At 72.7% G+C, this 23,722-nt stretch carries 23 protein-coding genes; 7 read left to right on the top strand and 16 right to left on the bottom strand.

The window, feature by feature from the left end:
* Positions 1–39 precede the first annotated feature (39 nt).
* The 3 genes from ACIQOE_RS31295 to ACIQOE_RS31305 are packed head-to-tail and all read right to left on the bottom strand — an operon-like array spanning position 40 to position 3,100.
* The gene (locus ACIQOE_RS31295; protein WP_351320545.1) at positions 40–633 is read right to left on the bottom strand and encodes a TetR/AcrR family transcriptional regulator; all 594 of its coding nucleotides are present in this window, start codon (positions 631–633) and stop codon (positions 40–42) included.
* 29 nt (positions 634–662) lie between these two features.
* Entirely contained in the window at positions 663–2,339 is a 1,677-nt protein-coding gene (locus ACIQOE_RS31300) for an AMP-binding protein (protein ID WP_365562518.1), read from the bottom strand.
* Complete coding sequence (locus ACIQOE_RS31305) at positions 2,336–3,100, bottom strand: SDR family oxidoreductase (protein ID WP_351320549.1); 765 nt, start codon at positions 3,098–3,100, stop codon at positions 2,336–2,338. Before ACIQOE_RS31305 ends, ACIQOE_RS31300 begins: the two co-directional genes overlap by 4 nt.
* A gap of 204 nt (positions 3,101–3,304) precedes the next feature.
* Here ACIQOE_RS31305 and ACIQOE_RS31310 point away from each other — a divergent pair, with 204 nt between their 5' ends.
* Both ACIQOE_RS31310 and ACIQOE_RS31315 read left to right on the top strand, forming a co-directional pair.
* Entirely contained in the window at positions 3,305–4,543 is a 1,239-nt protein-coding gene (locus tag ACIQOE_RS31310; protein ID WP_401414995.1) for an exo-beta-N-acetylmuramidase NamZ domain-containing protein, read from the top strand.
* Between the two features lie 80 nt (positions 4,544–4,623).
* The gene (locus tag ACIQOE_RS31315; RefSeq protein ID WP_401414997.1) at positions 4,624–5,943 is read left to right on the top strand and encodes a serine-threonine protein kinase; all 1,320 of its coding nucleotides are present in this window, start codon (positions 4,624–4,626) and stop codon (positions 5,941–5,943) included.
* A 24-nt stretch (positions 5,944–5,967) separates the two neighbouring features.
* Here ACIQOE_RS31315 and ACIQOE_RS31320 read toward each other — a convergent pair whose 3' ends face one another.
* Complete coding sequence (locus tag ACIQOE_RS31320; protein WP_365573468.1) at positions 5,968–8,757, bottom strand: penicillin acylase family protein; 2,790 nt, start codon at positions 8,755–8,757, stop codon at positions 5,968–5,970.
* A 268-nt stretch (positions 8,758–9,025) separates the two neighbouring features.
* On the opposite strand from ACIQOE_RS31320, the gene ACIQOE_RS31325 reads away from it, so the two are divergent.
* Together ACIQOE_RS31325 and ACIQOE_RS31330 are read left to right on the top strand one after the other, a co-directional pair.
* The gene (locus ACIQOE_RS31325; protein WP_351320558.1) at positions 9,026–9,628 is read left to right on the top strand and encodes a hypothetical protein; all 603 of its coding nucleotides are present in this window, start codon (positions 9,026–9,028) and stop codon (positions 9,626–9,628) included.
* Positions 9,629–9,717: 89 nt separating this feature from the next.
* Complete coding sequence (locus ACIQOE_RS31330) at positions 9,718–10,467, top strand: 3-keto-5-aminohexanoate cleavage protein (RefSeq protein WP_401415000.1); 750 nt, start codon at positions 9,718–9,720, stop codon at positions 10,465–10,467.
* A gap of 82 nt (positions 10,468–10,549) precedes the next feature.
* On the opposite strand, the gene soxR is transcribed toward ACIQOE_RS31330, so the two are convergent.
* Complete coding sequence (gene soxR, locus ACIQOE_RS31335) at positions 10,550–11,023, bottom strand: redox-sensitive transcriptional activator SoxR (protein WP_399013087.1); 474 nt, start codon at positions 11,021–11,023, stop codon at positions 10,550–10,552.
* Positions 11,024–11,136: 113 nt separating this feature from the next.
* Between soxR and ACIQOE_RS31340 the strand changes: the two genes are divergently transcribed.
* On the top strand, positions 11,137–11,598 hold the full coding sequence (locus tag ACIQOE_RS31340) for a MaoC family dehydratase (RefSeq protein ID WP_351320564.1): 462 nt from the start codon (positions 11,137–11,139) through the stop codon (positions 11,596–11,598).
* Positions 11,599–11,616: 18 nt separating this feature from the next.
* On the opposite strand, the gene ACIQOE_RS31345 is transcribed toward ACIQOE_RS31340, so the two are convergent.
* The 3 genes from ACIQOE_RS31345 to ACIQOE_RS31355 form a co-directional block, all read right to left on the bottom strand.
* A complete protein-coding gene (locus ACIQOE_RS31345; RefSeq protein WP_351320566.1) occupies positions 11,617–12,240 on the bottom strand; it encodes a TetR/AcrR family transcriptional regulator in 624 nt (207 codons plus the stop codon).
* Positions 12,241–12,330: 90 nt separating this feature from the next.
* The gene (locus ACIQOE_RS31350) at positions 12,331–12,618 is read right to left on the bottom strand and encodes a YiaA/YiaB family inner membrane protein (protein ID WP_351320568.1); all 288 of its coding nucleotides are present in this window, start codon (positions 12,616–12,618) and stop codon (positions 12,331–12,333) included.
* Between the two features lie 59 nt (positions 12,619–12,677).
* Complete coding sequence (locus ACIQOE_RS31355) at positions 12,678–13,829, bottom strand: acyl-CoA dehydrogenase family protein (protein ID WP_351320767.1); 1,152 nt, start codon at positions 13,827–13,829, stop codon at positions 12,678–12,680.
* A gap of 65 nt (positions 13,830–13,894) precedes the next feature.
* Here ACIQOE_RS31355 and ACIQOE_RS31360 point away from each other — a divergent pair, with 65 nt between their 5' ends.
* Positions 13,895–14,542, top strand: a complete 648-nt coding sequence (locus ACIQOE_RS31360; RefSeq protein WP_351320570.1) for a TetR/AcrR family transcriptional regulator — start codon at positions 13,895–13,897, stop codon at positions 14,540–14,542.
* 78 nt (positions 14,543–14,620) lie between these two features.
* Positions 14,621–15,571 (top strand): DMT family transporter, encoded by a 951-nt coding sequence (locus tag ACIQOE_RS31365; protein WP_351320572.1) that lies wholly within the window; start codon positions 14,621–14,623, stop codon positions 15,569–15,571.
* Positions 15,572–15,580: 9 nt separating this feature from the next.
* On the opposite strand, the gene ACIQOE_RS31370 is transcribed toward ACIQOE_RS31365, so the two are convergent.
* The 8 genes from ACIQOE_RS31370 to ACIQOE_RS31405 all read right to left on the bottom strand — a co-directional run bounded on the left by ACIQOE_RS31370 (position 15,581) and on the right by ACIQOE_RS31405 (position 23,676).
* Positions 15,581–16,660: a Zn-dependent alcohol dehydrogenase gene (locus ACIQOE_RS31370; protein WP_401415085.1), complete on the bottom strand. Its 1,080-nt coding sequence runs from the start codon at positions 16,658–16,660 to the stop codon at positions 15,581–15,583.
* A 22-nt stretch (positions 16,661–16,682) separates the two neighbouring features.
* A complete protein-coding gene (locus ACIQOE_RS31375; RefSeq protein ID WP_365562543.1) occupies positions 16,683–18,071 on the bottom strand; it encodes an aldehyde dehydrogenase family protein in 1,389 nt (462 codons plus the stop codon).
* A gap of 90 nt (positions 18,072–18,161) precedes the next feature.
* Positions 18,162–18,614, bottom strand: a complete 453-nt coding sequence (locus ACIQOE_RS31380; RefSeq protein ID WP_351320578.1) for a DUF3574 domain-containing protein — start codon at positions 18,612–18,614, stop codon at positions 18,162–18,164.
* 172 nt (positions 18,615–18,786) lie between these two features.
* The gene (locus tag ACIQOE_RS31385) at positions 18,787–19,437 is read right to left on the bottom strand and encodes a class F sortase (protein ID WP_351320580.1); all 651 of its coding nucleotides are present in this window, start codon (positions 19,435–19,437) and stop codon (positions 18,787–18,789) included.
* Entirely contained in the window at positions 19,424–20,140 is a 717-nt protein-coding gene (locus ACIQOE_RS31390) for a hypothetical protein (RefSeq protein WP_351320582.1), read from the bottom strand. The genes ACIQOE_RS31385 and ACIQOE_RS31390 overlap by 14 nt, the downstream gene beginning before the upstream one ends.
* A gap of 101 nt (positions 20,141–20,241) precedes the next feature.
* Entirely contained in the window at positions 20,242–21,492 is a 1,251-nt protein-coding gene (locus ACIQOE_RS31395; protein WP_401415004.1) for an MFS transporter, read from the bottom strand.
* 23 nt (positions 21,493–21,515) lie between these two features.
* Positions 21,516–22,898 carry a citrate:proton symporter gene (locus ACIQOE_RS31400; RefSeq protein ID WP_365562551.1) on the bottom strand — a complete coding sequence of 461 codons (1,383 nt, stop codon included), beginning with the start codon at positions 22,896–22,898 and terminating at the stop codon, positions 21,516–21,518.
* A gap of 160 nt (positions 22,899–23,058) precedes the next feature.
* The gene (locus ACIQOE_RS31405; protein WP_351936532.1) at positions 23,059–23,676 is read right to left on the bottom strand and encodes a TetR/AcrR family transcriptional regulator; all 618 of its coding nucleotides are present in this window, start codon (positions 23,674–23,676) and stop codon (positions 23,059–23,061) included.
* Positions 23,677–23,722: the final 46 nt, after the last annotated feature.

Raw genomic sequence — 23,722 nt, forward strand, 5'->3', positions numbered from 1 at the left:
CCTGCGTCGTCCTCGCCCTCGTCGTCGTCACCCGGCCGGTCAGGGCCGCAGTGCGCGCAGCAGCAGGTCGGCCAGCTGGTCGGCGACCTCCTGCGGGGTCATGGGGCCGTCCGGGCGGTACCAGGTCGACAGGTGGTGGACCGAGCCGAAGTGGTAGTCCACGACCAGGTCGGCCGGGGTCGCGGTGGAGAAGACGCCTTCGCGCTGGCCCTCCTCGATCAGCGCGCGGAAGCGCTCGTGGTAGCGCCGGCGCTCGGCGCGCACCTGCTTGTTCTTCTCCGGGCTCAGGTGGTGCATGGACCGGAAGAAGATCGACGCGTCGTCGAGGTTCTCGATCGTCGTCACGACGACGTCGGCGGCGGCCCCGCGCAGCCGCTTCTCGATCGGCTCGTCCGCGTTCGCGAAGGCGTCCAGCCGCTCCTGCTGGACGCGCAGCACGCGCGCGTACACCTCGTGCAGGAGGTCGTCCTTGGAGCCGAAGTAGTGGTACAGCGCGCCCTTGGTGACGCCGGCCGCCTCCACGATCTCCTGCACGGAGGTGCGGTCGTAGCCCTGCTCCGCGAAGAGCCGGGTGGCGGCGGCCAGGAGCCGCTGCGGAACAGGGGCTCCGTCACCGTCCGTCGTCCTGGCCACTGCCGCCACCTGCCTCTCTCGTATGTCTGCTAACCCTGTTGCGGTCGGGAACGCAGTTCCCGTCGGAGGATCTTCCCACTTGCCGTCTTCGGCAGGTCGGGCAGGATCTCCACCAGCCGCGGATATTTGTAGGCGGCCAGCCTCTCCCTGCAATAGAGGGCCAGATCGTCCGGATCGGTTGCAGCGCCGGGCCGGAGACTGATGTACGCCTTGACGGTCTCCCCGCGGTAGCCGTCGGGGACCCCGACGACGGCCGCCTCGCGCACCGCCGGATGGGTGTACAGCACGTCCTCGACCTCGCGCGGCCAGACCTTGAAGCCGGACGCGTTGATCATGTCCTTCTTGCGGTCGACGACGTACAGCCAGCCCTGCGGGTCCATGAAGCCGATGTCGCCGGTGCGCAGTTCGCCGTCCGGGAAGGTCTCGGCGGTCGCCTCGGGCCGCCGCCAGTACCCGGGCACGACCTGCGGCCCGCTCACGACGATCTCGCCCTGCTCGCCGAAGGGCAGCTCGGCGCCCTCGTCGTCGACGATCCGGACGATCGTGTCGGGGCCGGGCACGCCGACCGCCAGGGTCCCGGAGACCGGGTCCACGGGCGCCTCCAGGGCGGGCGGCACGGAGGCGCAGGGCGCGGTGCACTCGGTGAGCCCGTAGCCGTTCCTGATGTACGGCCCGTACCCGGCGCGGAACTTCTCGACCAGGGCCGGCGGCAGGGGCGCGCCGCCGGAGGAGATGTTCGCGAAGGAGGCGAAGTGCTCCGGGGTGACGTCCGGGTGGGCGGCCAGGGCCATGAAGGCGGTGGAGGGACCGACCGTGTACTGCGGCCGGTGCTCGGCGAACGCCTCCAGGACCAGGCCCGGCTCGAAGCGGTACGTCAGCACGAGGGTGCCCGCGCTGGTGAGGCAGGCGCCCAGCTGGCAGACCATGCCGGTGATGTGGAAGAGGGGCGCGAGGGCGTAGTAGACCGGCGCGTCGGGCAGGGCGAGCCCGGTGCGCTGCCGCTCGGCGTTGTACATGATGTTGCCGTGCAGGTTGGTGGCGCCCTTGGGGGTGCCGCTCGTCCCCGAGGTGTAGCTGATCAGCGCGATGTCGGACGGTACCGGGTCACGTCCCTCGGGAGCCTTGCCGCCCCGGCGCGCGACGTCCACCAGGTCGTCGGCGTCGGCGGCCTGCGGCAGCCGCTCGAAGGGCAGCACGCGCGCGTCGTTCCGGGTCTGGAAGTCCAGTTCGCCGGTGGTGAGCACGATCCGCACGGTCGAGCCGGCCGCCGTGTCGCGCAGGTACGACTCCCAGGCCCGCTGCGAGCAGACGAGCGCCGCGACCTCGCCGTCGCGCAGGACGTGGGAGACCTCGCCCGACTTGTACATCGGGTTGACGGGGACGACGGTCGCGCCCGCCTTCCAGGCGCCGAGCACCGCGAGCACGAAGTGCGGTGAGTTCTGCAGGATCACGGCGACCCGGTCGCCGCGCTCCAGGCCGCGTCCGGCGAGGTGCGCGGCGACCGAGTCGCTCAGCTCGTCGACCTCGCGGAAGCTCAGCCGGGCGTCGAAGTAGGCGAGGAAGGCGCGGTCGGGCGCCTCGGCGGCGGCGGTGCGCAGGGCGTGCACCATCGAGGCGGGCGGATCGACGGGGCCGCGCTGGGCCTCGCTGAGGAGCGCCAGCCAGGGCCGGGCGGCGTAGAGGGAATCGGTCCGCGGCTGGGTCACCGGGTGGCCTCCCACTTCTGCTGGATGTGGTTCATGTTGGTCAGCCAGTGGTCGGGGTCGGCGGCGCGCGCCCGGTAGAACCCGGCGACCTCGGGATGCGGCAGGATCAGGAACCGGTCCTCCGCCATGCCCTTGAACAGCGCGTCGGCGACGGCGTCCGGCTCGATCGCGGTCGGCTGGAGCACCAGGTCGCCCGCGCTGCCGGTGGCGGCGAGCATGTCGGTGCGGACGCCCTGCGGGCAGATGGCGTGCACCTTGAGCCCGCGGTGCCGGTAGGTCAGGGACAGCCACTCGGCGAAGGCGTACGCACCGTGCTTGGTCACGCTGTACGGCGCCGCGCCGATCATGGTGAGCAGTCCGGCGGCGGAGACGGTGGACACGAACCGCCCGTCGCCCCGCTCCAGCCATTCCGGCACCAGTTCCCGCGCGGCCCGCACGTGTGCCATGACGTTGACGTCCCAGGCCGAGGCCCACACGTCGGCGTCGGCCGCCTCGGACCCGCCGGAGCCGAGCCCGGCGTTGGCGCAGTAGACGTCGATGCGCCCGCCGAGCGCGTCCCGGGCGGCGCCGACGATGCCCGAGGCGTCTCCCGGCACGGCGGTCGCGCCGATCTCCGCGGCGACGGCGCCCGCCTTCTCCGCGTCCAGGTCGTTCACGACGACGCGGGCGCCCTCGGCGGCGAACCGCCGGGCCAGGGCGGCGCCGATGCCGCCTCCCGCCCCGGTGACGACGACTCCGGCATCCTGCACGGCTCCCACCATCGGTCTCCTTCGACACGACGCGAACAACACGGCTCAGTCACGACACACTAACCGGTCGGTATGTTTCAGGATAGGGCGGCTGTCACACCCCCATAGGAGCGCGGCGCCGCTGCCTGACACGCGGCGAGCGCAGCCCCCTGGGGCGCGGGGAACCGCGCGACCAGCCACCCACGACCCGCACCCGGACGACGACGGAGGCCACTCATGCGGCGCCCTTCCAGACGAAGTCTGCTCACAGCGGCCACGGCGGCGGCCGTACCCCTCACCCTCACACCGACCGCACCCGACGCAACGGCTCGCTTCCGCACCGGTTTCGACCGCCTCGCCACCGACGGCTACGCCCTCCTGGCCCGGCAGAAGGTCGGCGTCGTCACCAACCCCACCGGCGTCACCGCCGACGTCCGCCACATCGTCGACGTCATGCACGCCGACCCGCGCGTCGACCTGACGGCGGTCTTCGGTCCCGAGCACGGATTCCGCGGCACCGCGCAGGCCGGCGGTTCCGAGGGCCGCTACGACGACCCGGCGACGGGCCTGCCCGTCTACGACACCTACCTCAAGAGCGGCCGGCCCCTCGCCGACGTCTTCACCGCCTCCGGCGTGGACACGGTCGTCTTCGACATCCAGGACGTCGGCGCCCGCTTCTACACGTACATCTGGACGCTGTACGACTGCATGGAGGCCGCCCGGCTGGCGGGCCTGCGGTTCGTCGTGCTCGACCGCCCGAACCCGGTCACCGGGCGGGAGGCCCGGGGCCCGGTCCTGCACCGGGAGTTCGCCAGTTTCGTCGGCCGGCAGCCGATCGCGCAGGCGCACGGGATGACGGTCGGCGAACTCGCGAAGCTGTTCGACGCGCGGTTCCTGACCCCGCCGGTCGAGCTGGAGGTCGTGCCGATGACCGGCTGGCGGCGCGACCGCTTCTACGACGCGTACGGGCTGCCCTGGGTGCCGCCGAGCCCCAACATGCCGACCCCGGACACCGCCCTCGTCTACTCCGGCACCTGCCTGTTCGAGGGCACGAACCTGTCCGAGGGGCGCGGCACCACCCGCCCGTTCGAACTGCTGGGCGCGGAGGGCCTCGACGCGCGGTGGGCGGCCGCCGTCAACGGGCTGGGTCTGCCGGGCGTGCGGTTCAGGGAGGCGTACTTCGCGCCGACGTTCTCCAAGTTCCAGGGCAGGACCGTCGGCGGGGTCCAGCTCCACGTGCACGACCGGGCCGCCTTCGATCCCGTGCGCACCGGCATCGCGCTGCTGGTCACCGCGAAGAAGGTGTGGAGCGGCTTCGCGTGGCGGGAGGACCACTGGATCGACACGCTCACCGGGTCGACGACCGTGCGCACGATGACCGACGCGGGCGCCGGCACGGACGAGATCGTCGGCGCCTGGCAGGACGAACTCGCCGCGTTCCGCCGGATCCGAAAGGAATTTCTCCTCTACAGGTGAGGCGCGGTGTATGGCCAACCTTGCCCGGCAGCGGGACGATGCGCGCACATCGCACCGGTTCGCGGCACGAGGAGCCCGGTATGGCCGATCCTGGGATGAGCGTGGCTCCCTACTGGGAGCTGACCTTCGACGCCGACGGCGACCCGGACGGCGCCGAACGGGACCGGCTGCTGGACGAGGTCACGGCGCACGGCGTCCGCGACCTGATCGTCTTCGCGCACGGCTGGAACAACGACCGTACGACCGCGACCGCCCTGTACCGCCGGTTCTTCGCACCGGTCCCGGCGCTGGCCCCGCGGGCGCGGCTCGGGTACGTCGGGGTGGTGTGGCCGTCGATGCGGTTCTGCGACGAGCCGATCCCGGACTTCCCGAAGTCCGTGGTGGCCACGGAGGCGGAGGAGAGACCTGCGCCGGTCCTCGACAAGGACACCCGGCACGCGCTCCTCGACACGTTCCCTGGCCGGGCCACCGTGGTGGACCAGATCGCCCGGATGCTGGAACAGCGTCCGGCGGCGGAGCTGGCCGAGTTCGGGCGGCTGGTGCGGCTGCTGGTCGAGGTCCTGCCGGGCGGTCCCCAGCCGCTGTTCGCGGCGGACACCCTCGCCGAGGGCGTCCCGCAGAGCGAGCCGGTGCTGTTCGCCGAGGACACGACGGCCCTGTGCGAGGAGTTCGCGCGGGCGCTGGCCCGCACCGGAGGGGGCGCGGGGGCGGCGGAGTTCGCGCTGCCCGACCCGTGGGACGGCGCCAAGGAGCTGCTGCGGCAGGCGGCGTACTACGCGATGAAGCGGCGCGCGGGGACGGTCGGGGAGCGCGGGCTCGGGCGGGTCGTCGGACAGCTGTCCGGCGCGGCCCCGGGGCTGCGGGTGCACCTGGTCGGGCACAGCTTCGGCGGCCGGCTGGTGTCGTTCGCGCTGCGCGGGCTGCCGGACGGGGTGCGCGCGGTGAAGTCCGTGACGCTGCTGCAAGGGGCCTTCTCGCACTACGCGTTCGCCGCCCGGCTGCCGCACGACCCGCGCGCCGGAGGGGTGCTGCAGGGCCAGGAGAACCGCATCGACGGTCCGCTGGTGTGCTGTTACTCGCGCTTCGACGGGGCGCTCGGCACGATGTATCCGCTGGCCTCGCGGATGGCGGACGACGACGCGTCGCTGCTGGGCGTGGACCTGGGGGCGGTGCTGGGCGCCCGGTGGGGTGCGATGGGGCACGACGGGGTGCAGGCGGTGCCGGGCACCCGGTCGCTGGATCTGGCGGCGGCGCTGCGCGGGCCGCTCGCCGCGCCGGGCTGCGTGAACGTCGACGCGGCGGCGGTGGTGCGCAGGGGCGGCCCGCCGTGCGGGGCGCACAGTGACATCGTGCACCCCGAACTGGCGCGGGTGGTGCTGGCGGCGGGGCGGATCGGCTGACCCCGCCGCCGTGGTCGTGCCCGGTCAGCGGTGCGAGGTGAACTCCACGACCTGCTGGAAGGTCGGGCGGTTCTGCCAGCTGATGTTGTAGTGCTTGATGCCGCCCAGGGTGCGCTGGACGATCGAGTCGGCGCACCACTGGTCGCCCGCCGAGCACAGGGAGTCCCCGGGGTAGACCGCGGACGCGCTCGTGCCGGCCGCCGTCTTCAGCGTGCTGATGAGGATGTCCCGGCAGGCGCTGAGGCTGCCGCCGCCGCAGTACTTCTGGGCCAGCGGTCCGGACACGTTCTGTCCGAGCACCGCCCGGATGTCCTTGTCGACATAACTCCACCAGCCGTACTGGAAGGAGCTTCCCGCGTGCGAACCGGTGGGCCCGTGGGCGGCCGACGGGGTCTCGTCGACCGGCAGGTTGGCGGTGATCGCGGTGTACAGGCTGTCACCGAGGCCGGGCTGGAACTCGGCCTTCACCAGCAGCGGCCACCAGGCGTCCAGGATCCGGATGGCGTCGGCGTTGGCGTAGGTCTTCGAACCGGCCGAGGTCTCGGTGCGCTTGCCGCCCGCGGTCAGCCAGGTCTGGAGCTTGGTGACGGCCGCGGCGGCGGTGGAGTCGGTCACCGTGCTGCTGGTGACGACCTTCAGCAGGTCGGGCAGCACGTCCTCGGCCCGCAGGTCGGTGAGGGACGCGTCCGCCATGGCCTTGACCAGCGACGAACGGGTGACTCCGCCGGCGGCGACGAGCTTCTTCACCCGGTCGTCGAGCAGGTTGCCGCGGTGCACGGACCCGTCGCCCCAGCTCGCCGTCGTGTAGTTCAGCGCCTGCTTGTTGTTCCAGGAGACGTAGTAGTCCTGGTCCACGGAGTTGGGGTGCTGGGAGGGCGGTGTGTAGGTGGCCGTGTTGGTGGCGGGGTCCCAGTTCTGCCACTCGTAGGCGGCCTGGCCCCAGACCGGGAACTCGGGGTCGACACCGCTCGGGCGCACCGGGTTGTCGCCGCTGTTGTAGTACGCGGTGTGCGAGGAGTCGGCGTAGAACCAGTTGAAGGTGAAGTTGATGTGCTGCGCCGCGCTCTGGAAGGTGGCCGGGCTCTTCACGTAGTCGGGGTCGTTGAGCATCTGGAAGCCGATGATCGAGTCGGCCTCGTGCATGTAGGAGGAGCGCAGGGTGGTGTAGGCGACCTTCTTCCCGCCGACGGTCGCGCGGTACTGGACGGGCCCGTACTTCGTCTTCCACACGCGCATGGTGTAGGAGCCCGCGGCCGTGCCGTCGGCGGTCGTGGGCTTCCAGGAGTTCTTCTGCTCGACCTTGTCCATGGCCGTGCAGGTGCCGTGGAAGAGGTAGTGGTAGTCGTCCTGGCAGAGTTCGACGGCGTAGCTGTCGATGATGTCCTGGCCGGAGGTGGTGGCGGACCAGGCGTAGTCCTGGCCGCGGCCGAGTTCGACGTACATGCTCAGGCCGGCGAAGGAGGCGCCGCGGGCGCTGATGCCCGGACCCTGGATCTCCTGGAGCATGAGCAGCTGCGGGGCGAAGTAGCCGGTCTGCGGCCCGAAGACGGCGACCGGGTGGCCGCTCGCGGTGTACTTGCCGCTGACCACCAGGGCGTTGGACATGCCGCGCCGGGCCGAGCTGAGGGCGGTCGCGGTGGCGGCGGCCGAGGTGGCGGAGGCGCTCTGGGAGGCGCCGGTGCCGGTGGCGTCGTAGACCAGCGGCTCGGTCGTCACCGAACCGGCGTCCGGGAGCGCCTCGCCCTGCGCGGTGGCGGGCTTGGTGCCGTAGGGGAAGCTCTCGCCGTTGTGGACGGTGAGCGCGGCCTCGGGGTCGTTGCGTTCGCGGAACGACTCCCAGACCTTCGTGCCCTGCTCGACGCCGTACTGCTGCTGGGCGGCGAGCAGCGAGAGCGCGTTGTTGACCTCGCCGCCGCCGCCGGAACCGAACAGCGAGCCGATGACGGAGGCCAGCGCCACCAGGTCGGTGATCTTGAAGTGGTCGATGGTGCCGGCGTTGGTGATCGAGTCCTTGTGACCGGTCAGGACGTACTCGCCGGGGAAGTAACGCCCGCTGTCGGAGGCGTCTATGTAGGAGTTGATGCCGGCGAGGTAGGCGTCGGCGTCGGCGAGCGCCTGCTGCCCGCGGGCGCCGTTGTTGGCGACGGCGTTGTCGATCTGCGCCTGGAGGTCGGCCTCGGTGTACGGGGCGTTGCGGTAGAACTGCTGCTCAAGGCCCTGGTTGGAGGGGGCGCCGCCGGCGAAGGCGGTGAGCTGGCCGCGGCCGACGTGCCGGAACACGTCCATCAGCCACAGCCGGTCCTCGGCGGCCGCGTAGCCGGCGCCGAACTCGGTGCCGTACCGGGTGGTGCCGGTGATGTGGGGCACCCCGGTCTTCTTGTCGCGGACGATCGTCACGTCACTGCGGCCCGCCGGGCTCTCCGTGGAGGCGACCTGGTCGGAGGCGACGCCGAACGACGAGTCGTTGAAGAACGTGTTGATCTTCGCGTCGGTGAGACCGGAGTAGCCGGTCGCCAGGTTGTTGTACGGGCCGAGCTGGTCCTCGGCGTGTGCGGGCTGGGTGCCGAAGATCTGGTTGAGGAGAACCTGGGCGAGAGTGGCGTTTCCGTTCTCGCCTGGCGGCAAGATGTCCGAACACTGGCCGCCGCAGTAGTCGTTGGAGGCCGTGGCCGCAGCGGCCGGAGTCGCCTGGGCCAGTGGAGAGAGCAGACCTGCGACGAGGACGCATACAGATGCCGCTTTCAGGAACCCGGGGAGCTTGCGGGGAGTTCTCAGTTTGTCGAACAACGCGTGATGTCTGGTGCGCCGGGGCATGGCGACTCCTCACGACGGGGGTGGTGCCGGACGTTACCGCCGGTATCCCCGAGATTGAAGATGAACATGCGTCAAGTTTTGGAGTGGTCGCCCGAGTCGGTGGCGTCACCGGCCGTCGGTCAAGGCGGGCGGCCTTATGGACGGCATCGGAAATCGGATGGAGCCGATTCGAGTGTCGATACGTCTATACGGCAACGCCGCGCGAAGTCCGTGCGACGCCGCCGAAGTGACCGAAGTACAGGTGCAGGTGTGACGGAGGTGCAGGGCGATGGCCGGTTTCCGGAGTCTGGCGAGACAGGTGCGAGACCCACGGTGTGATCTGGCGCTGCGGCGCTACTCGCTGCGCAAGTGCCTTGAGCGGTTCGCCCCTTACGGGCACCGCGCGACCTGGGACCATCTCTGCTCGCGGGCCGGGTTCGGTCCTGAGGACCGGTCCCCCGACCCAGCGCGTCTCGTGGGCGCACTGGAGGAGCTGGAAGAGGCGCGGGCGGTCTGGCTGGCCTACGAGGTCGAGTTCGCCTCGCGCCGCAAGAAGGAGAAGCACGACGGGCTGCGCCGCCCGGGCAGCGTGGACGACTGGCACCGGCTGACCTGGGGCGGTTTCGGAGTGGCCTGGTGCGACGACCCGCGGGTCCACCCCGACGAACCACTGGCCGAGGTGCTGCGACGGCTGATCGCCGCCCTGGAGCGCGAACCGGGCGCGATCTGCCCGGTGTGCGCCGGGGAGCGCCTCCACTGGAAGTACGACCTGGATCACGAACCCTCCGCCGGTCCGGTCTGCGCGGACTGCGGGATCCTGGTGCCGCGTCCGGTGCTCACCCCCGAGGCCCTGGCCTACGCCAGACGCGGACGACTGCTCATGTCGGCCTGACCGCACGGGGGTGCGCCGGGGATGCCGCACCCCCATTCCCCCCATTCCACCCGTACCGCCCCGCCCCGACCGCTGGCACCATCGCACCCATGGAACTGCACGTCTGTCTCAACGGCGGCAGGGGCGGCGCCGACGGCACCGCGGTGCCCCTCTCCCCCGGCACCCTGGTCCGGTCGGCGGCGCAGGCCGTCGCGGCCGGGGCGACCCACGTCCATGTCCACCCGAGAACCCCGTGCGGGCGGGAGAGCCTGTCGCCGCGCGTGGTGGAACCCACGGTGGCGGCGCTGCGCGCCCGGCCGGGTGTGCCGGTCGGCGTGACCACCGGCGCCTGGACGGAGCCCGATCCGGCGCTGCGCCTGGAGCGGGTGCGCGGCTGGTCCGCGCTCTCCGCGCGCCCCGACTTCGCCTCGGTCAACTGGCACGAACCGGGCGCCGAGGCCGTCGCCGGACAACTCCTCGCCCTGGGCATCGGGGTGGAGGCGGGCATCTGGTCCGGCACCGAGGGAGCGGCACGGTTCGCGGCGTCCCCGCTGCGCTCCCGGGTGCTCAGGGTGCTGGCGGAGGTGACGGACGCCGAGCCGGAGAGCGCCGAGGAGTCGGCCCGCGCCCTGCTCGCCGAACTGGGCACCGCGCACGGCCGTCCGGTCCTGCTGCACGGCGAGGACGGCGGTGCCTGGCCGGTGCTGCGCCTGGCGGGCCGGCTGGGCCTGGCGACCCGGATCGGCCTGGAGGACACGCTGCACCTCCCCGACGGCGAACCGACCCCCTCCAACGCGGAGTTGGTCGCGGAGGCCGTGACCCTGCTGCGGGCGGCGGAGCGCGACGCCGGCCGGGACTGATCGTCCGGTGCCACCCGTTCCCCGTGCGGACGGCGGGTGCCGAGGACACCTGTACGGCGCGGTGACCGGTCCGGTCTCGCGTCTAGGGCGTGTTGCCGTTCGTCCGCTCCGGGAGGAGGCGGGAGCCGGCCGCGCGGCGGCCGAACGCGTCGTCCGGGTTGGACAGGACGCAGGCGTCCAGGGAGAGGCAGCCGCAGCCGATGCAGTCGGTGAGGTGATCGCGCAGCCGGTTGAGCTGCCTGATGCGTTCGTCCAGTTCGGCACGCCACGCCCGCGAGAGACGGGCCCAGTCCTCCCGGGTGGGGGTGCGTTCCTCGGGGAGTTCACCGAGGGCCTCGCGGATGGTGGCCAGGGGGATGCCGACGCGTTGTGCCGCCCGGACGAAGGCCACCCGCCGCAGCGTGTCGCGGCTGTAGCGGCGCTGGTTGCCGCTGGTCCGCCGGCTGCTGATGAGCCCCTTGGCCTCGTAGAAGTGGAGTGCGGAGACGGCGGCACCGCTGCGCGCGGACAGCTGGCCGACGGTCAGCTCGTGGATCTTCTCGGGAATCTGCGGCACCCCGCAGAGCCTACCGACCCGCGAGCGTCGCGCTCCGTTGACAGGGAGCCCCCACCCGACCATGCTAAGCAGTTGCTTAGACATGGACGCACGACCGCGAGAGGGCCGGGAACATGGCAGAACCGAGGATCTTCACCTCCCCCGACGAGCTGAAGGCGGCCGTGGGCGAGCAGCTGGGCCACACCGACTGGGTGGAGGTGGACCAGAAGCGGATCGACCTGTTCGCGGAGGCGACGGGCGACCACCAGTGGATCCACGTCGACCCGGAGAAGGCGGCCGCGGGCCCGTTCGGAACGACCATCGCGCACGGCTATCTGACCCTGTCGCTGCTCCCGCTCTTCGGCCCCCAGCTGATCAGCGTGGAGGGCGTCAAGATGGGCGTGAACTACGGCACCAACAAGGTCCGTTTCCCCGCTCCCGTCCCGGTCGGCTCCCGGCTGCGCGCCACCGCCACCATCACGGACGTGACGGACGTGGCGGGCGGCGTGCAGATGAGCGTCGCCTTCACCGTGGAGCGCGAGGGCGGCGACCGGCCGGTCTGCGTGGCGGAGTCGGTGTCCCGGTACTACCTGTAGGACCCCCGGGCCGCGAGGTCAGCCGGCCCCCACCATCCGGAGCACGAGGTCGGCGTAGAGCGCGCCGACCTGCTCGGGCGTGCGGGGGCCGTCCACGTTGAACCAGCGGGCCACGTCGATGCAGAGCGAGAGCACCGCGAGCGTGGTGCCGTGGACGTCGATGACGTCGAACTCGCCCGCCGCGACGCCGTCCTCGATGATCCCGCGCACCTCGGCGTCGACCTGGCGCCGCAGCGCGAGGATCTCGCCGCGGGCGTCCGGGCCGAGCGCGTCCAGTTCGTACTGCACGACCCGGGCGGTGGTACGCCGCCCGGCGTGCCAGCGGACGAAGGAGCTGATGCCGTCCGCGAGCCGCTCGGCGGCGGTGCCCTCGCGCCGGGCCGCGGTCCGGAGGATCTCCAGGGCCTTGTCGTGACCGATGCGGCTGATCCGGTGGAGCAGCTCTTCCTTGGTCTTGTAGTGGATGTAGAGCGCGGCCGGGCTCATGCCGGCCCGGCCCGCGATGTCGCGGGTGGTGGTGGCGTGGTAGCCGCGCTCGGCGAAGGCCTCCACGGCGGCCACCAGCAGCCGCCGGGCCGCGTCCGGGGTGACCTCGTCCCACGGCTCGACCTCGCCGCCGGTCGTCTCCTCCGCCGTACTCATCGCTCGCTCGCCCCTCTCGACACCGGAGCACCACCATACCGCCGAAGCTGAGCGAGCGCTTAGTGTGCCCGCTCAGCGCGGGTCACGGACTCAGAGCTTCTCGAAGGGATCATGCTCGGCCAGCAGCTTCTCCAGCCGGGCCTGGTCGACGCGGCTGACGATCTGCCCGGCCTCCTGGCGGTCCCTGACGACCTTCGCGAGCGTGAAGGCGGACGTGACGAGGTAGAGGACGGCGATGCCCAGGAAGCCGCGCACCCAGGCATCGGCGTGCAGCCGGACGATGCCGATGCAGGTCGCGGTCATGGCGAGGCCGAAGGAGGCGACGGCCTGGCCGTAGAACGCGGCGGTGTTCTGCTGTCTGACGGGTGTCTCACTCATGGACCGAGCATCGCCGCTCCCGGCCCGCGCCACATCCGCCCGCGTACTCAGGCACGTACTCAGAACGCCGAGACGCCCGTCAGCGCCCGCCCGATGAGCAGCTTCTGGATCTGGCTGGTGCCCTCGTACAGGGTCATCACCCGGGCGTCGCGCAGGAGTTTGCCGACCGGGTACTCGTCGATGTAGCCGTAGCCGCCGAAGACCTGGAGGGCGTTGTTGGCGGCGCGCACGGCGGCTTCGGAGGCGAAGAGCTTGGCCTTGGAGGACTCGGTGGCGAACGGCAGGCCGCGGTCGATCAGGTCGGCGACCCGCCAGGTCAGCAGCCGGGCCGCGTCCACGTCCACGGCGATGTCGCTGATCAGTTCCTGGACCAGCTGGTGACCGGCGATCGGGGTGCCGAACTGCTCGCGCTCACCGGCGTACCCGACGGCCGCGTCCAGGGCGGCCTGGGCGATGCCGACGCAGCCGGCGGCGACCGACATCCGCCCCTTGGCCAGCGCCGACATGGCGACCGAGAAGCCCTTGCCCTCGGGTCCGAGCATCGCGGCGGCGGGCACGCGCACGTCCTCCAGGACGAGTTCCGCGGTGGCCTGGCCGCGCAGGCCGAGCTTGCCGTGGACGGCACGCCGGGTCAGGCCGGGGGTGTCGGCCGGCACCAGGAAGGCGGAGACGCCCTGGTGGCCCGGCGCGTCGGTGGAGCGGGCGAAGAGCAGGACCACGTCGGCCCAGGTGCCGTTGGTGATGAACATCTTGGCGCCGTTGACGACGTAGTCGTCGCCGTCGCGGACGGCGCGGGTGGTGAGGTTGCCCGCGTCGGAGCCGGTGCCGGGTTCGGTGAGGCCGAAGCAGCCGACGTACGCGCCGGAGGTCAGTCCCGGCAGCCAGCGCCGCTTCTGCTCCTCGTCGCCCCAGGCCGCGACGGTCTTGGCGACCAGGCCGAGGGAGACCGAGACGATGCCGCGCACCGAGGAGTCGCCGCGGCCCAGCTCCTCGGTGACCAGGCAGTACGACAGGTGGTCGCCGCCCGAGCCGCCGTACTCCTCGTCGACGGTCAGGCCGAGGAAGCCGACCTCGCCGAGCTTCTTCACGATCCCCCGGTCCACTTCCTCGGCGCGGTCCCAGGCGATCACGTGCGGGGTGATCTCGCGCGCGACGAAGTCCCGGGCGAGCTGCCGTACGGCGGTCTGCTCCTCGCTGAGCCCCAGGTCCACCATGCGATCACCCCAGATTTAAATTAGCACTGCTAGTTTTCCGTTACCGCCCTACTATGTGCGCCATGGCCCGACCGCGCAAGCCCCTCCTCAGCACCGACCGGATCGTCCGGGCGGCGCGGGAACTCGTGGACTCCGAGGGCCTGGCGGCCGTCTCCACCCGGCGGCTCGCGGCCGGGCTGGGCGTGAGCGGGCCCTCGCTCTACAACCACTTCCGCACCAAGGACGAGATCCTGGAGGCGGTCGCGGACTCGGTGAGCGCCCAGGTGGACCTGTCCATGTTCGAGGGCGGCGACGGGCGCGGCTGGCGGACCGCGCTGCACGACTGGGCGGTGTCCTACCGGGCCGCGCTGCGCGACCATCCGAACATCGTCCCGGTGCTGGCCCGCGGTCCCGGCCGCCGTCCCGCCGGGCTGCGCCTGGCGGACGCGGTCTACGGCGCGATGGTGGACGCGGGCTGGCCGCCGGCGCAGGCGACGTCGATCGGCGCGCTGATGCGGTACTTCGTCATGGGGTCCGCGCTGGGGTCGTTCGCCGGGGGCTTCGTGGACGACGCGAGCGCGTACGACCCCGCCGACTATCCCCACCTCGGCCAGGCGCACCTGCTCGCGGACCAGCAGGAGAAGATCGACGAGCGGGCGTTCGAGACGGGCCTGCGGGCCCTGCTCGACGGGTTGCAGGAGCAGTTCTCGGCCCTGACGCGGGACGCCTAGGGCGACCCGGTCCGGACGCCGGGCGTCCCGTCCGAAAACCGCGAGCCCCGGCCGCCGCCGCTCCCTACCCTCGGTGCCATGACCGATCGTTCCTCCTCCGCCGGCCGTCCGCTGCTCCCCGCCCTGGCCGCCACCGTCACCGTCGTGCTGTGGGCCTCCGCCTTCGTGGCGATCCGCAGCGCCGGGGACTCCTACTCCCCCGGCGCCCTCGCGCTCGGCCGGCTGTTCTCCGGGTCCCTGGCGCTCGTCCTGCTCTGTCTCGTGCGGCGCGAGGGCCTGCCGCCCCGGTCGGCCTGGCGGGGCATCGCGATATCCGGCGTGCTGTGGTTCGGCTTCTACATGGTCGCCCTGAACTGGGGCGAGCAGCAGGTGGACGCGGGGACGGCCGCGCTGGTGGTGAACATCGGCCCCCTGCTGATCGCCCTGCTCGGGACCCGGCTGCTCGGCGACCCGATGCCGCCCCGGCTGCTCGCGGGCATGGCGGTGTCGTTCGCCGGTGCCGTGACCGTGGGCCTGTCGATGGCCGGCGGAGGCGGCTCCTCGGTGCTGGGCGTGGTGCTGTGCCTGCTCGCCGCGGTCGCCTACGCGGCCGGTGTGGTCGCCCAGAAGCCCGCCCTGGCCCGCGCGAGCGCGCTCCAGGTGACGACGTACGGGTGCCTGGTCGGCACGGCGGCCTGTCTGCCGTTCGCCGGGCAGCTGGTGCGGCAGGTGGCCCACGCGCCGCTGTCCGCGACCCTCGACATGGTCTACCTCGGCGTCTTCCCGACCGCGCTCGCCTTCACGACCTGGGCGTACGCCCTGGCCCGGACCACCGCGAGCCGGATGGGCGCGACGACGTACGCGGTACCGGCGCTGGTGGTGCTGATGTCCTGGCTGGCCCTCGGCGAGGTGCCGGGGCCGCTCACCCTGGCGGGCGGGGCACTGTGCCTGGCCGGTGTGGCGGTGTCCCGGACGCGGGCGCGCGCTCGGAGCGCGGCTCCCCTCGCCGTACCGGCGGCCGGGGAGCCGCGCTCCGAGCAGGTGTCCTGACGGCCCGGGTCAGAAGACGACCAGCGCCCGGCCGCCCTTGCCCGCCAGCATGTTCTCGAACGCCGCGGGGATGCCCTCCAGGGCGATCCGTTCCGTCACCAGCGCGCCCAGGTCCAGGCGGCCGGCCCGGACGTGCTCGGCGAGCACCGGCAGGTCGTGGGCCGGGTCCGCGTTGCCGTAGACGCAGCCGGACAGGGTGCGGCCCCAGTGGAACAGCTCCAGGGCGTTGAAGGTGACCTGCTCGCTCTTGCCGCCGATGCCCACCACCGTCGTACGGCCGCCCCGGCGGGTGGACTCCCAGGCCGCGCGGATGCTGACCGCGCGGCCCGCGCACTCCACGGAGACATCCGTGCCCTGTCCGCCGGTGAGGGCACGGACCGCACGGGGAGTGGTGTCGGAGGCGGTCACGAAGTCGGTGGCGCCGGCGGCACGGGCCAGCTCCTCCTTCGCCGCGGAGACGTCCACCGCGACGATCCGGGACGCGCCCGCGATCCGCGCCGCCTGCACGGCGGCCAGGCCGACCCCGCCGACGCCGAACACCGCGACGCTCTCGCCCTCGCGGACCCGCGCCGAGTTGTGGACGGCGCCGTAGCCGGTGAGGACGGCGCAGCCGAGGAGCGCCGCGTCGGTGAGCGGGACGCCGGCCGGAAGCGGCAGGACGCAGGACTCCGCGACCACCGTCTCCTCGGCGAACGCGGCGACGTTCAGGCCGGGATGCAGCTCGGTGCCGTCCGCCGTGCGGGCGTGGACGGCGGCGGTGCCCGAGAGCGCGTCGGAGCAGAGCCAGACCTCGCCGAGCGTGCAGGCGTGACAGCGGCCGCAGGACGGCGCCCAGTTGAGGACGACCGGGTCGCCGGGCGCCAGCCGGGTGACGCCCTCCCCCACGGCGACGACGGTGCCCGCGCCCTCGTGCCCGAGGACCGCCGGGACGGGCACCCGCATGGTGCCGTCGGACAGGGAGAGGTCGGAGTGGCAGACACCGGCGGCGGCGAGGCGGATCCGGACCTGGCCGGGGCCGGGGTCCGGGAGGTCGATCTCGGTGACCGTGAGCGGGGCGCCCACGGCGGACAGTACGGCGGCTCGGACCATGGCGGTCATCGCAGCGGCCTCCTCAGAACTGAAGGGACTTGGTCTGGAGGTACTCGGCGAGGCCGTGCGCGCCGAGTTCCCGGCCGACGCCGGACTGCTTGTAACCGCCGAACGGCGCCAGCGGGTTGAAGCGGCCGCCGTTGATGTCGACCTGGCCGGTCTCCATGCGCCGGGCGAACGCCACCGCCTCCGCCTCGTCCCCGGCCCAGACGGCGCCGGCGAGACCGTAGACCGTGCCGTTGGCGATCCGGAGCGCGTCCTCCTCGTCCTCGTACCGCAGGATCGACAGCACCGGGCCGAAGATCTCCTCCTGCGCGATCGTCATCTCGGGGGTGACGTCGGCGAAGACCGTCGGGCTGACGAAATAGCCCTGCTCGCGCGGGGATTCGGGGCCGCCGGCGACCAGCCGGGCCCCCTCGGCGACGCCCTTGACGATGTAACCCCGCACCCGCTCCTGCTGCTTGGCGCTGACCAGCGGCCCGATGCGGTCCCCGTACTTGGCGGCGGCGGCCGCGGCCAGTTCCACCGCCTGCGCGTACTGGTCGGTGTGGACCAGCATCCGCGTCCAGGCGCTGCACGTCTGACCGGAGTTGGACATCACGTTGGCCACGCCGACGTTGACGGCCTTGGCGAGATCGGCGCTGGGCAGGATCACGTTCGCCGACTTGCCGCCCAGTTCGAGGGCCACCTTCTTCACGGCGGCCCCGGCGACCGCGCCGATCCGGCGGCCGACGGCCGTGGATCCGGTGAAGGAGACCAGGTCCACCCCCGGGTGCTCGGCGAGGGCCTGTCCCGCGACCGGCCCGAGGCCGGTGACCAGGTTGAACACTCCGGCCGGGAAGCCCGCCTCGGCCACCGCCCCGGCGAACAACCGGGCGGTGAGCGGGGTGTCCTCGGCGGGTTTGAGCACCACCGTGCAGCCGGCCGCGAGCGCCGGGGCAACCTTGGCGACGATCTGGTGCAGCGGGTAGTTCCAGGGCGTGATCGCGCCGACCACGCCGACCGGCTCCTGGTGGACGGTGGAGTTGCCGACCTTCTCCTCGAAGGGATGCACCGCGGCCAGTTCGGCGTACGAGCCGGCGACGGCGATCGGCAGGGCCGCGTGCACGGCCTGGGCGAGCTGCGGCGGTGCGCCCAGCTCCGCGGTGACGGTGGCGGCGATCTCGTCCTTGCGGGCCGCGAGCGCGTCGCGGAGCGCGCCGAGCCTGGCGGCCCGCTCGGCGGGCGGGGTGGCGGCCCAGGCCGGCAGGGCGGCACGGGCGGCACGCACGGCGATGTCGACGTCCAGCGCGCCGCCCGCCGGCACCCGGCCGATGACCTGCTCGTCGACCGGGTTCACGACCTCGATCACGTCCTGGCTCACGGCGGCGCGCCAGGCGCCGTCGATGTACAGGCCGTCGTGTGCCTTCATGCTGCTGTCCTCCCGGCGGGGCTGGGTCTCCGGCTCACAAACTAGCGGCGATAGTTTTTCGGCGCCAGGGACCCGCGAACGGCCGGACCGTCAGAAGTCGGCCCGGACGCGTTCGTCCACCCGCCCCACACTCTCCTGCGCGAAGGCCTTCTCGTAGGCCCGCCGGATCTCCTCGATCCTCCGGTCGCCGCCGGCCGCCGCCGACTGCGGGTACAGCAGGATCAGTTCGTACGACCGCTCCTTCTCGATCGTGCCGTGCGCGTCCCGCCACTGTCCGCGCCCGCTCTGCACGGTCAGCCCGTCGGGGAAGTCCGGGGTGACCTCCTTGTCGACGAAGGCCGCGAACTGCCGGCCGGTGACGGCGGGGCCGCCGTCCGGCCGGGCGGTACCGAAGAAGAGCCGGGTCTCCAGATAGGCCTTCCCGCGCCCCGGAGCCTCGGCGGGCCGGCTGTCGGCCAGTGCGGTGTAGGCGGCGGGGGTACCGGCGAGCAGGACTCCGGCCAGCGCGAGGGCCGAGCGGGTGCGGAGCGGATGAGTGCGCATGCCCCTTTCTTAGGGGGTTCGTTCCTCTCCGGTCCCGGCTTCCCGCCGGGATTCACCCGTCCAGACCGGCGGGGGCGCTCCGCCGGGGCCGTGCGGCCGACGGGGCACGCCGGGCGGGCGGGTGCGGGCCGCGGGCGGGGGCGGGTGCGGGCCGCCGCCCGCACCCGCGCGGTCACCGGGTCGAGGTCAGATGGGCGAAGACCACGACGTTGCTGGTGTAGCCCGTCTTCCGGCTGAAGAGTCCGCCGCAGGTGATGACCCGCAGTTCGGGGCGCCGGGTCGGGCCGTACACCTCCTGGCTCGGGAAGCCCGCCTTGTCGTAGACCTTCACCCGGTCCACGGTGTAGACGGCGGTACGGCCGTCCGCGCGCTCGGCCTCGATCAGTTTGCCGGGCTTGACCTGGGCCAGCGCCGCGAAGACGGCGGGTCCCGTCCTGGTGTCCCGGTGGCCGACGGCGACCGCGAGCCCGGACTCGCCCGGTGTGGCACCGCCCTCGAACCAGCCGATCAGCTTCGGGTCGTCGACCGGCGGTGTCTCCAACTGCCGTCCCCGGTCGAGCCGGACCCCGGTCACCGGCGCGTCGACGCCGAGGAACGGGATCCGCATCGACGTCGGCCGGGACCGGGACAGCGGCTCGGGCGGGGGCCCCTGGGACCCGTCCCGGCCCGGGCCGGCCGCCGGCTGGGCGTCCGACCCGTCCGGTCCGCCGGGCCCCGAGCACCGGACCACGGTCACCAGCATGATCGCCAGCAGGGCCGTCCTGGCGAGGCGGAAGCCGCGGGTCCGGTACCAGGGCCTGCGTCTGCGCCTACGCGGCGCCATGGGGCCGACGGCGGATCAGCCGGACGTACACCACACCGCTGGCCGCGACCAGACCCACGGCCGTGACCGCCGCCAGGGGCGAGAAGGAGGCCGCCGCGTCGGCGAGGCCGCCGCCGCCCGCGTGCACGCCGCCCTGCGGACCGCCGTGGTCGCCGCCCTGCACCCAGGAGTCGCCCCGCTGGTTGTCCTCGATCTGGCCGCCGGGACCGCCGTGGTCGCCGCCCTGGCCGTTGTCGCCGCCCGGTCCGTTCGGCCCGCCCTGGCCCGGCGCCCCGTCCTGCTTGCCGTCGTGGCAGTTGACCCGGAAGACCTTCTCCTTCAACGCGCCGCCCACGACCCACGCGATCTTGTACTGCCCGTCCGCCAGGCCGAGCGGGTCGGTGTGCCCGGCGCCGGCGGCGAGCTGGATGGTGCCGGCGACGGTGGCGGCGGTCGGCAGCGGCGGCTGCGGGGTGATGGTGTAGGCGATGGCGGTGAGCACGTCGAAGTTGACGGCGTCGAGGTAGAACCTGCAGACCGCCGGGTCGTCCTTCGAGACGCCGAAGGGCACGCCCACTCGGTGGATCCTGATGTCGCCGTTCTCCCCCTGTGCCGCCGCGATCGGCGCGACCGCCCACGACGCGCCCGCCGCGGCGAGGGCGGTGAGGACGACGGTGGCGCCCGCACGGGTACCGACGGTGCGTGGCAGTGTGAGCGTGGGCATGCAAGCTCCTCCGAGTTAGACGATTTTCATACAAATCGGCCTTTCGTCTGGACTGTCACCCATGCACTCCACGGCCCGCGGCATCGACGTCCGACGCGCCGTCAGATATCGCTCGGGCGGCGCAATGCCGGTCCCCTGCGCCCGCTCCGCGCCCCCGTCCCGCCCCCGTCCGGCCGCCCCGCCGCCCCGCCCGCGGGTGAACGCGCCGCCACTCCCGCCGAGACCAGCAGCAACGCGCCCAGCATCACGAACGGCGCGGCGACCCCGGCCAGCCCCGCCACCAGCCCCGCCCCGGCCGGCGCGGCGACCTGGCCCAGCCGGTTGCCGGTGAGCCGCAGGGCGAGCGCCGTCGACCGGGCGCCCTCGGGTGCGGCCTGGACGACCGTCGTCATCGACAGCGGCTGTCCGACGCCGAGGCAGAAGCCGAGCGCGGCGAGCAGCAGGGCCAGCGCCCACACCGGCACCGGCAGCGCGATCCCCGCGCACAGCACGGCCGCCAGGAAGCACGTCACGGTCAGCAGGAGCGGCCGGCCGAGCAGCCGCAGCAGCGGGGTGAGCACCAGCCGGCACGCGATCGTCGCGCCCGCCCGGACGCCGAGCAGGACGCCGATCACGGCCGGCGCGATGCCCCGGTGTTCGCCGACCACCGGCAGATAGGCGGTCAGGATGTCGGTCGCGGACAGGACCGACAGACTGATCAGCATGCCCGCCGGTACGCCCCGCGCCCGCAGGATGCCGCCCACCGGCACCCGCCCGCGCCTCTCGTGACGGGGCGTCACCGCCGCCGGGTCCTCGACGCGCCACAGCGAGCCGAACGCGACCGCCGCCCCCGCGCCCGCCACCACGAGGGCCGCCGCGCTGCTGCCCGCCCGGTCCGGACCGCCGATCAGGGCTCCCGCGGCGACCGGCCCGGTCAGCTGGCCCAGTGAGGCGCCGATGGTGAAGTGGCCGAAGTTGCGGTCCTGTTCGTGCGGGGCCGACTGCCGGGCCACCAGCGACTGCGCCCCGATCACGAAGCAGAGATGGCCGAGGCCCGTCACCCCGCTCCACAGGGCCATCGCGCCCAGGGAGTTCGCGAGGCCGCTGAGCGCGCAGCCGCCGGAGATCAGCAGCACGCCGACCGGCAGCAGGGGCGCGCAGCGGCCGTGGTCGGTGCGGCGGCCGAGCGGTACGGCGGCGAACAGCGGCAGCAGGGCGTAGACACCGGCGATGACACCGACGGCCCGTTCGTCGGCGCCGAGCGCGAGCGCCCGGTAGGAGACGGCGGGCCGGGCCATCGACACCGCGCCCTGCGCGAAGCCGAAGGCGATGACGAGGCGGAGCAGCCAGCCGCGGTTCCTGCCGGGCGTCATGGTGAAGTCCTCCGTGCCGCAGGTCAGATGATCCCGAACACAATGCCTGCCCCCAGCACCACGAGTGAGGTGAGCGCGGCCCACTTGACCACGAAGCGGGTGTGGTCGCCGAACTCGACCTTGGCCATGCCGACCAGGACGTAGACGGCCGGCACCAGCGGGCTCGACATGTGCAGCGGCTGGCCGACGATCGAGGCGCGGGCGATCTCCACGGCGGAGACGCCGTGCGCCTGGCCGGCCTCGGCGAGGACCGGGAGGATGCCGAAGTAGAAGCCGTCGTTGGACATGAAGTACGTGAGCGGGATGCTCAGCACGCCGGTGACGAGGGCCATGTGCGGGCCCATGGCGTCGGGGATGTTGTCGACGAGCCAGCCGGCCATGTGGTCGACCATGCCGGTGCCCTGGAGGACGCCGGTGAAGACGGCGGCGGCGAAGACCATGCCGGAGACGTTGAGGACGTTCTCGGCGTGGGCGGCGAGGCGGGCCTTCTGGGCGGGCATCTGCGGGAAGTTGACGGTCAGGGCGAGGGCGGCGCCGAGCAGGAACAGCACCGGGATCGGCAGCACCTCCATGATCATGGAGGTGAGCAGGGCGACCGTGAGCAGCGCGTTGAACCAGTACAGCCCGGGGCGCAGGGTCTCGCGGTGCGGGTCGAGGCCCTGGAGGCCGTCGTCGGCCGCGGGCTCCTCGGGAAGGCCGGGGCGCGGGCCGCCGCCGGTGCGCGCGACCGGCCCGCCGGCCGTGACCAGGACCGTCTCGCTCTCCTCCGCCAGCGCCTGGTCCAGGGTGAGCACGCCGAGCCGCTTGCGCTCCCGGCGGCCGAGGACGTAGGCGAGGGCGATCACGAAGACCAGTCCGACCGCGAGGGCCGGGATCATCGGCACGAAGATGTCGCCGGCGTCCAGCTTCAGCGCGGTCGCCGCGCGTGCCGTCGGGCCGCCCCAGGGCAGCGTGTTCATCACGCCGTTGGCCATCGCGGCCACACCGGTCATCACGACCAGGCTCATCTTCAGGCGCTTGTACAGCGGGTACATCGCCGAGACGGTGATCATGAAGGTGGTGGAGCCGTCGCCGTCGAGGGAGACGATCGCGGCGAGCAGCGCCGTGCCGACGACGATCCGCAGCGGGTCGGCCCTGCAGAACCTCAGGATCCCCTTGACGACCGGGTCGAAGAGGCCGACGTCGATCATCACGCCGAAGTAGACGATCGCGAACATCAGCATCGCCGCGGTGGGCGCCAGGCTGGTGACGCCGTCGATGACGTAGTCGCCGAGCCGGGCCCCCTTGCCGACGAACACACAGAACAGCGCGGGGATCAGCACGAGCGCCGCGATCGGCGACATCTTCTTCAGCATGATCAGGACCAGGAAGGTCGCGATCATGGTGAAGCCGAGGATGGTCAGCATGAGTGGAGCACCTAACGTTCGCCCTTGAACTCCCACCAGGGCCGGCGGTGGTGCGACGTTAGGTCCCGTCAAACGCCGTTAACAAGACGTCGACGCGCGAGCAATAAGCGCAGAATGCCAGGTCACAGGGTTGCCGCGGGAGCGGCGGAGGTCGCGCCCCTCAGTCCAGGACCCGGGCGAGGTAGGCGCGCAGCAGCTGCCGCGTCTCCGCGATGATCGTCTCGTCGCCCTCCGGGTCCATCCGGAAGGACAGGTGGACCAGGGTGTCGGCGGCCTCCACGGCCACCAGGAAGGTGCGGCGCAGGTCCTCGTCCGGGACGCGGCCGATGTAGTCGGAGAGCAGGTCGGTGAGGCGGTCGGCGACCCGGCGGTTGGGTTCGGCGTGGCGGGCGCCGACCGGGATCTGGTTGCCGAAGTCGACCAGCGAGAAGCCGGGGGCGGTGCGCTTCATGGCCAGGTACTCGTCCAGGACCGCGTCCATCGCCGCCCGCCAGTCGCCCTTCGGCGCGTCCTTCAGCCGCTCGGCGACCCGTTCGGTGTAGCGCTCCAGGTTGCGCTGGGCGAGGGCGTCGACCATCTGCCGCTTGTTGCCGAAGAAGCGGTAGACGGACCCGATCGGCACTCCGGCGCGTACCGCGACGGTCCGGGTGCTCAGCTCTTCGTAGCCGACCTCGTCGAGGAGGTCGGCGCAGGCGTCCAGAATCCTGGTCAGCCGTTCCGCACTGCGGCGCTGGACGGGAGCTTTGCGAAGCGGGGGCGCTGGGGGCACGGGCTTCATGATGCCTTTCCGCGGGGACCGGGTGAACCTCGCCCCCCAGTACGGA

This window comes from Streptomyces sp. NPDC091282 (assembly GCF_044757385.1).
GTDB classification, from domain to species: Bacteria; Actinomycetota; Actinomycetes; order Streptomycetales; family Streptomycetaceae; genus Streptomyces; species Streptomyces gramineus.